Source organism: uncultured Rothia sp. (assembly GCF_963555405.1).
In the GTDB taxonomy this organism is placed as follows: Bacteria; Actinomycetota; Actinomycetes; order Actinomycetales; family Micrococcaceae; genus Rothia.
Genome location: NZ_CAUVVO010000001.1, coordinates 159,443 through 172,602 on the forward strand (window position 1 = coordinate 159,443; position 13,160 = coordinate 172,602).

Consider the following 13,160-nt stretch of genomic DNA (forward strand, 5'->3'; position numbering starts at 1 on the left):
TTGGGGGTCGGCCCGTGAACTTTAGGGGTCGGCCCGTGAACTTTAGGGGTCGGGATGTGTGAAGCATCCCGGCCCCTTTTCTGCGCCCGGTGTTCCCTCGTCCGCCGCTCTTACAGGCTGGGCGCGAATCCGCGGCGGCTACGATGACCGTTTTCAGGGCGTACGGCTCGGGCTTTCGCTAGGCTGGTAGTACCGGGTACAGCGTACCCGCCATGACTGACCACTTGTACAGTTCAGAGAGGAACTCAGATGCCTGAATCAACTAAGTCAGAGTCGACGATGAGCGAAACCTACCGGCACTTTACGCGCCTTTTCCCCTACCCGCACGAGCGTATTCCGGCGGGTACCCCGGCAGCTGATGCCATGGCTCGTTACGATGAGCTGGCGGAGTTGGGGCGCACGGAGGGGTTCGTTCCCTTCTTCCTGAACCTGAACGATACGGTGCTTGAGAGCATGGTTATCGCGGTGTCCCTTGAGCACGACATTATCGACGATGTTGAGACTCTCACCCCCGAGCAAGTGAGCGCCTACACTCGTGCTGTCCTGGGGCGTTACCGTACAGCCCGGGGTGGTGCCTCCGCCGAAGAATACGGCAGCGCCGCCATTGCCCGGCAGTTGCAACGGGTTGTGGGCGATGGCGAAGATACCAACGAGGACGACCCGGACGACTTCAACCTCAACAAACTTATGGGCGAGTTTATGAGCTCCGATTTTCTACCTGATGAGGAACCCGAAGCTGACGCCCCGTGTCTTTGTGCTCTGCTCCGCTATGAGCTTGTGGATGAGGAGGATCAAGGCGAGATGCTCCTGCTACAGATTCCGACCAATGACCCCGCCGATATCCCCGCTTACCTGCCCTTCGGCGGCTGGAATGACTGCCCGGATGCTGAGACGCAGCTGGCGTTCACCCACTACTGGCGTGAAAAGTACGGCGCAATCCCGGCGGCTCTTGACGGTGCTGACTGCCTGGAGTTTCTGGTGGAACGCCCCGTCACCGACCCGGTCGAGGCGAAGAATCTGGCGGTCGAGCAGTTCGCGTTTTGTTCCGATCTTCCGTTCCAGGTGTTTGAAGATGTTGAGCGGCTGGCGGAGTTTATTCACCAGAGCCGCCAGTGGTATTTCTGGTGGGATTAGACGCGAGCTATACAGCGAGGCGGGGGCGAGTGGCGGCACACCTCAATAACGCCTCCCACATGCTCACACCAGAGTGCACAAGCGCACAGTGTCCCGCAGTACTTACACCCCGTGCACAGCTGTACTATTAGATACAGCTCAACAGCTTTTGTCCCCCATCCGGAGCGCTTTTTCCGGATATATAAAGCCCGAAAGGACATCATGAAGGTACTCGTTACCGGCGGCGCCGGCTACATCGGTTCCCACACTGTACTTGAACTGCTCAAGGCAGGCCACGACGTCGTCGTCATGGATAACCTCGCGAACTCTTCCGAGGAGTCCCTCAAGCGCGTCGCTGAACTCGCAGGCCGCGCCCCCGAGTTCCACAAGGTTGACCTGCTCGACCTCGAAGGTATGAAGGCTCTCTTCAAGCAGGTTCGCCCCGACGCTGTGATTCACTTTGCGGGTCTGAAGGCTGTGGGCGAGTCCGCAGAGAAGCCGCTGTGGTACTACCAGACCAACGTGGCTGGCACCCTGAACCTGCTGTACGCAATGGACGAGGCTGACTGCCACTCCATCGTGTTCTCCTCCTCCGCTACCGTGTACGGTGAGCCCGAGTCCATGCCTCTGATCGAGAAGATGAACATGGATGCGCAGTCCTGCTACGGCCGCACCAAGGAGCACATTGAGGACATGCTGGTTGACCTGGCTGCTTCCGACTCCAAGTGGAACATCGCTCTGCTGCGTTACTTCAACCCCGTTGGTGCGCACGAGTCCGGCCGTATCGGTGAGGACCCGGCGGGCATCCCGAACAACCTGGTGCCCTTCATCGCGCAGGTTGCTGTGGGTCGCCGCGATCACCTGAACGTCTTCGGTAACGACTACCCGACCGTTGACGGTACCGGCGTGCGCGACTACATCCACGTGGTTGACCTAGCTGACGGTCACCTGAAGGCGCTGAACTACATTACTGAGCACGGCGGCCTGCACACCTGGAACCTGGGTACCGGTAACGGCTACTCGGTTCTGCAGGTTCTGCACGCGTTCGAGGAGGCGTGCGGTAAGGAGCTGCCGTACAAGATTGTGGATCGTCGCCCCGGTGACGTTGCGGTCTCTTACGCTGATCCCTCCTCTGCTCTGGCGGATCTGGGTTGGAGCGCTAGCCGCGACATTAAGACCATGGTTCGCGACCACTGGAACTGGCAGAAGAACAACCCCAACGGTTACGAAGCCTAAGCTGTTTTAGCCCCTTGTGAGGGGTGTTGAAGAGTGCCCGATAGGTGTTTATCTCACCTATCGGGCACTTTTTTGCACTTTTTTCGAAATTTTTACCAAGTCGTGACTACCTCCCCAAAGGCGTTTGACACCTCGTGAGTGCGTTGAGAAGGAGAAGGATATATTCCCTAGTCAGAGCCTTTTGTGAAGATGGGGTGTTTTTTACCCATATTTTTACGTCAAAAATACTATAACTATGCATTCATGCTTAAAAATTCACATTGCTTACCCAGTAAAGTGAATATTTTGCAGACAGGAAACCGTCTGAGGCGTAAGCTGAAAACTCAGCATACAGACAACCCGCATCATAGACGCACCTCACGTGAAAGGGTTCAAAATGTCCGCACAGGCAGCTCCCGAAGCGCAGAAAAACCTCATCGAAATCGCCAACGTCAACAAGTACTACGGCACCAACCACGTTCTGAAGAACATCAATCTTTCCGTGGGAAAAGGTGAGGTCGTCGTCCTCCTCGGCCCCTCCGGTTCCGGCAAATCCACCCTCTGCCGAACCATCAACCGCCTCGAAACTATCACCAGCGGATCCATCACCATTGACGGACAAGAACTACCCGAAGAAGGCCGCGCACTCGCCAAGCTCCGCGCCGAAGTCGGCATGGTTTTCCAGTCCTACAACCTCTTCGCGCACAAGAACATCCTCGATAACGTAACCCTTGGGCCCCGCCGAATCCGCAAAATGTCCAAGTCAGAGGCAGAAGCAGAAGCCATGAACCTGCTCGCGAAGGTCGGTGTGGATTCCCAGGTGCACAAGATGCCCGCAGAGCTTTCCGGCGGTCAGCAGCAGCGCGTCGCCATCGCCCGTGCACTCGCCATGAAGCCCAAGGTCATGCTCTTCGACGAACCCACCAGCGCGCTCGACCCCGAAATGGTCAACGAGGTGCTCGACACCATGGTCTCCCTCGCGAGGGAAGGCATGACCATGATCGTGGTGACCCACGAGATGGGTTTTGCCCGCAAGGCGGCAGACCGCATCGTCTTCCTTGCCGACGGCGAGATCGTCGAAGAGGCGCACCCGGACGAGTTCTTCACCAACCCGAAGAGCGAGCGCGCCAAGGACTTCCTCTCCAAGATCATCAACCACTAAAGCAGAGGGACCAACATGCAAAAATATTCACGCAAGCTCGCGGCACTCGCCGCAGCAGCATCCCTCGCTCTGACCGGCGTCCTCGCCGGATGCTCCAGCGCAGACAGCGACCACAAGATCCGCATCGGCATCAAAGTAGACCAGCCCGGCCTCGGTTACCAGGACGGCAACACCTACACCGGCTTCGACGTGGAGGTGGCACGCTACGTCGCCGGTAAGCTCGGCTACTCCGAAGAGCAGATTGAGTTCGTCGAATCCCCCGCCGCTAACCGCGAAAACATGCTCAACACCGGTCAGGTAGACATGATTTTTGCGACCTACTCCATCTCTGAAAGCCGCAAGAAGACCGTGGACTTCGCCGGCCCCTACTACACCGCAGGTCAGGACCTGCTCGTGCGTGCCGATAACACCGATATTCACGGCCCCGACGACCTCAACGGCAAGAACCTCTGCTCCGTCACCGGCTCCACCAGCGCCCAGAAGGTGCAGGACAAGTTCGCCAAGAACGTGAACCTGGTCAAGCAGAACAGCTACTCCGACTGCGTGGTCGCCCTCAACGGCGGCGTGGTGGACGCCGTCACCACCGACGACATTACCCTCGCCGGTCTGGCAGCCACCAAAGCGAACAAGGGCAAGCTGAAAGTGGTCGGCTCCCCCTTCACGACCGAACGCTACGGCGTGGGTCTGCCCAAGGGCACCGACAAGTGCGAAGCCGTGAACAACGCCATCAACGAGATGGTTGCCGACGGTACCTGGGAGAAACTCATCACCAAGTACACCGAAGGCACCGGCTACCACTACAACACCGAAACCAACCCGCCGCACCTGGGCACCTCCTGCGCCTAGGCCTCTAGAGAGGTTCACGAATGTCATTCTTTGACCAACTCGGCACCCTCCTGTCCAAGTACGATGTGGTTGGCGCCTTCATGACCAATATTCAGCTGACCTTCTGGGCGGCTATTGGCTCGTTCGTTCTCGGTACCGTGCTGGCGCTCATGCGCATCAGCCCCGTCCCGTCCCTGCGCTGGGTGGGCACCGCCTATGTGCACACTGTCCGTAATACTCCGCTCACCATCATGATGACTTTCGCCATTTTGGGTGTGTGGACGCAGTTCCAGCTCTCCTTCTCGCACGATTTCGACACGAACTTCTTCGTGTACGCGGTCATTGCCCTGTCGATTTACCATTCGGCGTTTATCTGCGAGGCGATCCGTTCGGGTGTGAACACCGTGCCTAAGGGTCAGGCTGAGGCGGCACGCGCTATCGGTCTGGGTTTCTTCGACACCGCCCGCCTGGTGATTTTCCCTCAGGCTCTACGCGGTGCCATTACCCCGCTCGGCAATACTCTGATTGCGTTGACGAAGAACAGCACTGTCGCCTCGGTCGCGTCGGTGGCGGAGGCCTCCGGGCTGATGAAATCTATGATTGAGTTCGACGCGAACATGGTGCTCGCTATCTTCATCATGTTTGCGATGGGCTTCGTCATTATTGTTGTTCCCATTGGTGCGTTGACCACCTGGTCATCCCGTAAGCTGGCGGTGAAGCGATGAAAAACCCTTTTATCAGTAATGACACCCGCGCCACTTCTTCGGTGCTTTTCGACGAGCCGGGTCCTATTGCGCAGCGTCGTATCCGCATCTTCAACATTGCTGCTGTAATCCTTTTTGCACTATTTGCGGTGTATGTGCTGACCGTGATGGGTCAGAAGGGGCAGCTGGAGGCAGAAAAGTGGACTGACCTGTTCACCGCCCGCGCCTGGAGCTCCTACTACCTGCCGGGCCTTGCCTCGACCCTGTCGGCGGCAGCGGTTTCGGTGGTTACCTCGGTTGCGTTCGGTGTGGTCTTCGGTATTGCTCGACTCTCCCAGTACCGCGTTATCCGCTGGTTCGGCACCGTGGTGGTGGAGTTCTTCCGCGCCGTGCCGGTGCTGATCATGATGATCTTCTTCTGGCTCTTTTTGGGCAAGTACAGCGGTCTTCCGCCTGCTCAGCTGCCCTTCATCGCCGTGGTGATTGGTCTGACCCTGTACAACGGTTCGGTGATTGCTGAGCTGCTGCGTTCGGGCGTGAAGCAGCTTCCTCGCGGCCAGGGCGAGGCGGGTCTTGCGATTGGTCTGACCCCGACCCAGACGCTGATTCGGATCCTGCTTCCGCAGGCGTTCACCGCAATGATGCCCTCGATGCTCAGCCAGTTCGTGGTGATTCTGAAGGACACCGCACTCGGTTACATCATCTCCTACCCAGAGCTGCTCGCCTCGGCGCGCCGCATCGGTTCCGGTGACGGTAACGTGCTGCAGACCCTGATTCTGGCGGCGGCACTCTTCGTGACGGTGAACTTCGTGCTGACGGCTGTAGCAACCGGCATTACGGACAGGCTGGCGTCGCGCACCTCCGCGAAGGTGACCCGAAACCTGATTCCGGACGCTCTGGATAACCCGAACCCGCCGACCGTTCAGATGTTCGTTCTGCCCGGCGACCGCAAGTAACCCTTCTCGTTCGGGCTCCTCAGCCAACGATTATCAGCAGATACGGCAAAGCCCCAGCACTCCCCTTTCGGGAGGGTGCGGGGGCTTTCTGCTATGCGGGCTAGTTAGACCCGTCGGGGCTACTTAGCGGCCGATGCCTTCAGACGCTCAGCAGCCTTCGCCACCGCCTCATCAGAAGCGGTCAGGGCAATACGCACGTAGCCTTCGCCGTCCTCGCCGTAGAACACGCCGGGGCCAGCAATAATACCCAGCTCCGCCAGGCGACCAATCGAATCCCAAGTGGACTCACCGAAAGTGGTCCACAGGTACAGGCCAGCCTCAGAATTCTCAATGCGGCCACCGGCGGCGGCAATCGCCTCCTGCAGTACCTCGCGGCGGGCACGGTACAGGTCCTTCTGCGCCGCCACGTGCGCCTCATCAGCCAGCGCCACCATCATGGCAGCCTGCACGGGGGCGGGCACAATCATGCCGGCATGCTTGCGGCTATTAATCAGGTTCGGCATCAGCTCGGGGGCACCGGCAATGAACGCGGCACGGTAACCGGCAAGGTTCGACTGCTTCGACAGCGAGTACACGGCAAACAGGCCGGTAAAATCACCATCGCACACACGAGGATCCAGGATGGACGGCACCGACTGACCGCCGCGCGCCTCATCCCAGGCACCCCAACCGAGCTCCGCGTAGCACTCGTCGGACGCCACCACGGCACCGATTTCACGCGCCTGCGCCACAATCTCACGCAGCTGCTCCACGGTACGGACCGTGCCGTTCGGGTTCGCCGGGGAGTTCACCCAAATCAGCTTCACACGGCTGCGGATGTCAGCGTCCAGCTCGTCCAGGCTGTCGGCGGGCACGGACTCGGCGCGGGCAAAGCGGGCACCCATATCGTAGGTGGGGTACGCAACGCGCGGGTACACGACCACATCGCCCGGGCCCAGACCCAGCAGGAACGGCAGCCACGCCACGAGTTCCTTCGAACCGACCGTGGGCATGATCGCCTCCGGGCTCAGGCCGGTCACGCCGCGGCGGCGCGCAAACCACTCGGCAATAGCCTCACGCAGGGCGGGGGTGCCGTGGGTGGTCGGGTAGCCGGGTGCATCGGAGGCAGCCGCCAGCGCCTCACGAATGTTCTGCGGGGTCGGGTCGACCGGGGTGCCGATGGACAGGTCCACCGGACCATCCGAGTGGGCGGCCGCGGTTGCGCGGTAGGGGGCGAGCGCCTCCCAGGGGTATTCGGGCAGGTTCAGGCCGTAAGTCATTGTGTCACCTGGTTGCTTGGGAATAGTTTTCGTCATTTTAGTCTAGCGTCCGTGCGTTGGCGTGCCTACAGCAAGAGCCTCCATTCCAGCGCCTAGACGGTGCGTGGGCACCGGGTGCTGTGATGGAGGCTCTTGGCACCCGTTAGCGGGTGCGGTCAGTCTATGCGGTTGTCGCTATTATTCGCCGCAGGCTACTACTCGCCGCTTTGGGTTACTCGCCGCGAGGGGGCAGTGCCGCGATGAAGGGCACGTCCTTGCCGGTGGGGCCGAGCTTTGCTGCGCCGCCCGGGGAACCCAGGTCGTCGAAGAAGTCTGCGTTGGCGCTGACGTATTCGCTCCACTCTTCGGGGACGTCGTCTTCGTAGTAGATTGCTTCTACGGGGCAGACGGGCTCGCAGGCGCCGCAGTCCACGCACTCATCCGGGTGGATGTACAGGGTGCGTTCGCCTTCGTAGATGCAGTCGACGGGGCATTCTTCAACGCATGCGCGGTCTTTGACATCCACGCAGGGAAGCGCGATTACGTAGGTCATTGGTGTGCCTTTCTAGAAGCTGTTCGCCCCGTGCCCGCCGGTCTGCGGGTCGTCTGCTGCAGGGCAAAATCTACAGAGTAAACCGCCGAGTAGGTGGTACCCGGCGGGGAAGTCTGTGTATAGTCTATCGCGCGCTGACTGTTTAACAGTATTTTCGTGGTGTATCAGACAGTGGGTAATTGGGTTTGTGGGGGCATTTTTTAGGCTAGGCTGACCTGGTATTTATTTGCATTACGACTAGTCGGCTGGTTTTTAAAAATAGATTAAGCCAAAAATGAAATCTTCGTCACATAGTTTTTTGATGAAGTCGCCACTATTTCCACCCCGCTAAATTCACCGAATAACGCATAAATTTTCTTCCCTATTTTCCGCTATCCGGGCCTCTGTCCGGCGGGTGCAGAAGACAGCAACTGTGCCGCGCCCAAAACAGCAGGAGGGGCGCCCCGGCAGACAGGAACGCCCCTCCCCCACGTTATGACTTAGCGATAACCATCAGGCTACTTCTTAGCGCGAGCGCGCTGATGCGCCGCACGCGGTGAGAAATACTGTGCGTCCTTCACGCGAGCGCGCGTGTACACGAGCATGCCCAGCATCGCCGCAACCGGGGCACCAAACCACCACAGGGCACCGTAGAAGCCAATCGCCGAATGGCCCGGGTTCACCAAAACAAACGGCGAATCGGGGCGACCGTAACCGAGCACGTACACGGTCACGAACACTGCAACAGCCACGACCGCCGCCGCATAGCCACGACGCAGCGACAGGGCGCACCACAGGGCGGTAAAGAAAACCGTCAGGTACGCCACCAGCAAGCCGAGGGGCAGGGCGGTATCCCCCGCGTACACGACCCAGGCGTGGTAAATCGACCCGGCAATACCGGCAAAAATACCCAGAATCGAGCCGGTCAGAACGCCCGCCACCAGACCAGCCTCCTGCGGCTTCGGGTGCACGGTCGCGGTCGGGTCACCGTCGAGCACACGGAAAGTCTCCACGGCAGAAATCTTCTGCGGCACCTTATTCGAGTACTCAAAAGTCTTCTCGTCCACCACCGTGATCTGGGTGCGGTGCGCCTCCATTGCCTTGCGCTTGGCGGTGCCGTCACCGTAAATAGCAGCCTGCACGCGCTGATCCGCCGTATCGAACTCACCCTCAATCCCCCAGGTGAGAATCGGGCGGTCCTCGTCATCTTCAAGGATCTGCAGGGCACGGTGCACGATCTCGTACACGCGCACGTGGTCGGGGTGGCCGTAGCCGCCGCCCGAATCGTAGGTGACCAGAACATCCGGGGTGAGGGCGCGGATAGCGGCAACCAGCGCCTGAGCCTGCGGTTCCAGCGGCTGCGCGGTCAACGAATCAGCCGCCGCCACCGGGTTAGCGACGGGCTTACCCTCCGGGCCCCACGCCATGCCGGAGTCACGGTACAGCGGCAGCGCGCCCTCCGCGACGGCGGGCGCCTGGCCCAGGAAGAACTGCTTCTTCACGCCCAGCGCCTTGATAGCGCCGGCAAGCTCACCGGTGCGATACTCGCCCAGCGCCTCACCGTTATCGCGGCAACCGGGCTTACCAACCTCCAGGTGGTGCAGTTCCTCGGGGATGACCTCGCCCAGCTCACCGCGGGTAGCGGTCAGCAGGTACACCTCCGCGCCCTTCTGCGCATAGTACGCCATGGTCGCGCCGGTCGAGGAGGTTTCGTCATCCGGGTGTGCATGCACAAACAGGATGCGTGCTTTCTTCGCATCGTAGTTATTCGGAAGCAGGTCACGGCGGGAACCGGGAGTGATGCGCTCACCCTGCGTGGGGTAGCTGGGGGTCGCAGAATCAGGCTGAGTGTTCTCGGTTTCAGACACAGGCTTTCCCTCTCATACGCAGGGTTGGGTTTCTTGGACGGTCAAAGCGCGCCAGCAATTTACGTCGTTGATCAGCAGACGTTGAGTAACGGACGGGTGCCGCCACCGTGCAGGCGCATTATTTTATCTTACACACTCGCATGTACAGCGCGGGGTGTTCAGGCTTTTCGGAAGCAGTTTTAGGCAGAAAGCAAAAGCGCCCGGCTTTCCTCCCCCTTCTCTCCCGCCGCCCGCCGTTATTTCCCGAACGGATCGGGGTGGTTAAACAGAACCGCCGCTGCCTTCCATATGAAAGGTAGCGGCGGCTCTTGAACAACGACTCTGGGCAACGACGCCCGCTACATCAGGTGAGTCGCTAACGCGCTATCAGTTCGCGCTGTACTAGTTCGCACGTGCGCGGCGGCGGAACTCGCGGACACGCTCGTTGGAATCCAGGATGACCTTACGGATACGAATCGCCTCGGGGGTCACCTCAACGCACTCGTCTTCACGAGCGAACTCGAGGGACTCCTCCAGGGTCAGCTTCTTCGGCGGGGTCAGGTTTTCGAAGTTGTCCGCGGTCGAAGAACGCATGTTGGTCAGCTTCTTTTCCTTGGTGATGTTAACTTCCATGTCGTCTGCACGGGAGTTCATACCAACGATCATGCCCTCGTACACCTCGGAGGTGGGCTCCACGAAGAAGGTGCCACGCTCCTGCAGGTTAATCATCGCGTAGGGGGTCACCACGCCGGCACGGTCAGCAATCAGCGAACCGTTGGTGCGGTACTCAATGTCGCCAGCCCAGGGCTCGTGCTCAATCGAGTAGGAGGAAGAAATACCGGCACCGCGGGTCTCAGTCAGGAACTGGGTACGGAAACCAATCAGACCACGTGCGGGAACAGCGAACTCCATACGGACCCAACCGGTACCGTGGTTCGCCATGTTCTCCATGCGGCCCTTACGCGCAGCCATCAGCTGGGTGACAGCGCCCAGGTACTCTTCGGGCACGTCAATGATCATGTGCTCCATGGGCTCGTAGACCTTGCCGTCGATGGTCTTGGTAACCACCTGGGGCTTACCCACGGTCAGTTCGAAGCCCTCACGGCGCATCTGCTCCACGAGGATAGCCAGGGCGAGCTCGCCACGGCCCTGAACTTCCCACGCGTCCGGACGCTGGGTGGGCAGAACCTTGATAGACACGTTACCGATCAGCTCGCGGTCCAGGCGGTCCTTCACCTGACGTGCGGTGACCTTTGCGCCCTTGACGCGGCCAGCCAGCGGGGAGGTGTTAATACCGATGGTCATGGAGATCGCGGGGTCGTCCACCTTGATCAGCGGCAGGGGCTTGGGGTTCTCAGCGTCGGTGAGGGTTTCACCAATGGTGATGTCCTCGATACCAGCCACTGCGACGATTTCGCCGGGGCCAGCGGACTCTGCGGGTACACGCTCGAGAGCCTTGGTAGCCAGCAGCTCGGAGATGCGGACGTTCTTGATTTCACCGTCGTGACGTGCCCATGCAACGGTCTGGCCCTTCTTCAGGGTGCCGTTGAAGATACGGACCAGTGCCAGACGACCCAGGAACGGAGAGGAGTCCAGGTTGGTCACGTGTGCCTGCAGAACCTCGTTGGGGTCGTAGGTGGGGGCGGGCACGTGCTCGATGATGGTCTTGAACAGCGGCTCAAGGTCGTCGTTGTCGGGCAGCTGGCCGTCTGCGGGCTGGTTCAGGGATGCAGCGCCAGCCTTACCGGATGCGTACACCACCGGAACGTTCAGCACAGCGTCCAGGTCCAGGTCCGGAACTTCGTCCGCCAGGTCAGATGCCAGGCCGAGCAGCAGGTCCATGGACTCGCCAACGACCTCGTCGATACGGGAGTCGGGGCGGTCAACCTTGTTCACCACGAGGATCACGGGCAGCTTAGCAGCCAGTGCCTTACGCAGCACGAAGCGGGTCTGGGGCAGCGGGCCTTCGGATGCGTCCACGAGCAGCACAACGCCGTCAACCATGGACAGGCCGCGCTCCACCTCGCCACCGAAGTCGGCGTGGCCGGGGGTGTCAATAACGTTAATGGTGATGGTCTCACCGTTGGCGGAAGGGCCGTTGTAGAACACGGTGGTGTTCTTCGCCAGAATGGTGATGCCCTTTTCCTTTTCGAGGTCGCCGGAGTCCATGACTCGGTCTTCAACATCTGCGTGGGCAGAGAAGGCGTGGGTCTGCTGCAGCATCGCGTCGACGATGGTGGTCTTACCGTGGTCAACGTGTGCCACGATGGCCACATTGCGAAGGTCGGGGCGCGAAGCGGTGTTTTCAGACATGCGTTAAGTTTCTCGCTTAAATCTAGGGGATAGTCTTGCCAGCGGGTGCGCTCTCGAAGGCGCGGGGGTCACGGGGCAGTACCTTAGATAGGTTATCTGGGGGTGTTTGCCGGTTTGAGTGTATGCCAGTGGACCCGCTCTGCGATGAGAACGTTTCCGGGCACGCCAAAACGGACCCCCCTCCGTTGGGCTTAGCTACCAGTGTATCACTAGGGCTTTTCTGCGAGCCACTCATCAATCATGCGACGGGCAACGGCATTCGTGCCGGGCAACTCCAGCTTGGCGGGGTCATCCTCGTCGCTGTTACCGCGCTCCTCCGAAATAGCAATCGCCTCACGCAACTCGGGGGCGGTAAACCAGCGTGCGGCACGGATCTCACCGTCGTGATGAATGATAGTTTCGTTCTCATCCACGCGCACCCGGTAGCAAATCATGAGCGAACGCGGGAAAGGCCACACATCACTCATACGGTACTCGGTGCTGAGGGCGTGCAGACCGGTCTCTTCGTAGACTTCGCGGGCAATCGCCTCTTCAAGGTTCTCACCGGGGTCAACGAAACCGGCGATGAGGGCGAAGCGGTTGGGGTGCCACTGGCGGTTATTCGCCAGCAGCACGCGCTCGCCGTCGCGGCTGGTCACCAGCGCCATGACGGCAGGTTCAATGCGGGGGAACACCATTTCGCCGGAGGCGGTGCGGCGGATGCCCTTCGAGCCGAGGGGAGCCTCCTCGCCGCTGTAGGCGGAGTAGCGCATGTCGATGAGGTAGTCGCGGCGCGCCAGGGCGGTGGCGTAGTGGGCGCGGCCTTGCGGGTCGTCGTGGACCGGGTAGTAACGGAAACCGCTAGTGGAGGCGTGCACCCGAGGGTTGTTGAGGTCGGCGGCGACCTGCGCGAGGGTTTCGTCCTCGCAGTAGAGCACGTGCACCTGTGCCCCGCTGTTCTTCTCCTCATCGGTACCGTAGGCGGCGGGGCGAATCACGCTACGCGCAAGGATAGCCTCTTCGGTCAGCGGCTCGGCAGTATCGCTACCGGTCAGGTAGTGCAGGGTTCCGTCATCGTTGAGGAGGGTTTCTCCCGCGCGAGAAATCAGCAGGTAGCGCAGTGAGTGAGTATCAGCGGGTGCGTGAGTATCAGCGGGCATGTGTTCAGGTGAAGAAGTCATAGGTTTTACTCTACATCTTGATATTGCAAGGGCCACGATAGCGTGCCAGGTTTCGATTTTTTCGCCGTATCGTCCCATATCACCTTCGAAAGAGG

The 13,160-nt window shown here is 60.1% G+C and carries 11 protein-coding genes; 6 read left to right on the top strand and 5 right to left on the bottom strand.

The window, feature by feature from the left end; genetic code table 11:
* The first annotated feature begins 249 nt into the window (after positions 1-249).
* The 6 genes from RWL87_RS00605 to RWL87_RS00630 all read left to right on the top strand — a co-directional run bounded on the left by RWL87_RS00605 (position 250) and on the right by RWL87_RS00630 (position 5,975).
* Positions 250-1,134, top strand: a complete 885-nt coding sequence (locus tag RWL87_RS00605) for a DUF4253 domain-containing protein (RefSeq protein ID WP_313968564.1) — start codon at positions 250-252, stop codon at positions 1,132-1,134.
* Positions 1,135-1,335: 201 nt separating this feature from the next.
* On the top strand, positions 1,336-2,349 hold the full coding sequence (gene galE / locus RWL87_RS00610) for a UDP-glucose 4-epimerase GalE (protein ID WP_049327623.1): 1,014 nt from the start codon (positions 1,336-1,338) through the stop codon (positions 2,347-2,349).
* 376 nt (positions 2,350-2,725) lie between these two features.
* Positions 2,726-3,490, top strand: coding sequence for an amino acid ABC transporter ATP-binding protein (locus RWL87_RS00615; RefSeq protein WP_005508489.1), 765 nt, complete (start codon positions 2,726-2,728; stop codon positions 3,488-3,490).
* A 15-nt stretch (positions 3,491-3,505) separates the two neighbouring features.
* Complete coding sequence (locus RWL87_RS00620) at positions 3,506-4,336, top strand: glutamate ABC transporter substrate-binding protein (RefSeq protein WP_070604112.1); 831 nt, start codon at positions 3,506-3,508, stop codon at positions 4,334-4,336.
* A 20-nt stretch (positions 4,337-4,356) separates the two neighbouring features.
* Positions 4,357-5,040, top strand: coding sequence for an amino acid ABC transporter permease (locus RWL87_RS00625; protein ID WP_005505219.1), 684 nt, complete (start codon positions 4,357-4,359; stop codon positions 5,038-5,040).
* The gene (locus RWL87_RS00630) at positions 5,037-5,975 is read left to right on the top strand and encodes an amino acid ABC transporter permease (RefSeq protein WP_200962838.1); all 939 of its coding nucleotides are present in this window, start codon (positions 5,037-5,039) and stop codon (positions 5,973-5,975) included. The genes RWL87_RS00625 and RWL87_RS00630 overlap by 4 nt, the downstream gene beginning before the upstream one ends.
* 119 nt (positions 5,976-6,094) lie before the next feature.
* Here the strand turns inward: RWL87_RS00630 and dapC are convergent, their stop codons facing one another.
* The 5 genes from dapC to RWL87_RS00655 all read right to left on the bottom strand — a co-directional run bounded on the left by dapC (position 6,095) and on the right by RWL87_RS00655 (position 13,065).
* On the bottom strand, positions 6,095-7,234 hold the full coding sequence (gene dapC, locus RWL87_RS00635; protein ID WP_313968565.1) for a succinyldiaminopimelate transaminase: 1,140 nt from the start codon (positions 7,232-7,234) through the stop codon (positions 6,095-6,097).
* A 211-nt stretch (positions 7,235-7,445) separates the two neighbouring features.
* Positions 7,446-7,766, bottom strand: coding sequence for a ferredoxin (gene fdxA, locus RWL87_RS00640; RefSeq protein ID WP_005505213.1), 321 nt, complete (start codon positions 7,764-7,766; stop codon positions 7,446-7,448).
* Between the two features lie 497 nt (positions 7,767-8,263).
* The gene (locus RWL87_RS00645) at positions 8,264-9,613 is read right to left on the bottom strand and encodes a PIG-L family deacetylase (RefSeq protein ID WP_313968566.1); all 1,350 of its coding nucleotides are present in this window, start codon (positions 9,611-9,613) and stop codon (positions 8,264-8,266) included.
* Positions 9,614-9,994: 381 nt separating this feature from the next.
* A complete protein-coding gene (gene typA, locus RWL87_RS00650) occupies positions 9,995-11,905 on the bottom strand; it encodes a translational GTPase TypA (RefSeq protein ID WP_313968567.1) in 1,911 nt (636 codons plus the stop codon).
* 209 nt (positions 11,906-12,114) lie between these two features.
* On the bottom strand, positions 12,115-13,065 hold the full coding sequence (locus RWL87_RS00655) for an NAD(+) diphosphatase (RefSeq protein WP_313968568.1): 951 nt from the start codon (positions 13,063-13,065) through the stop codon (positions 12,115-12,117).
* Positions 13,066-13,160 lie beyond the last annotated feature (95 nt).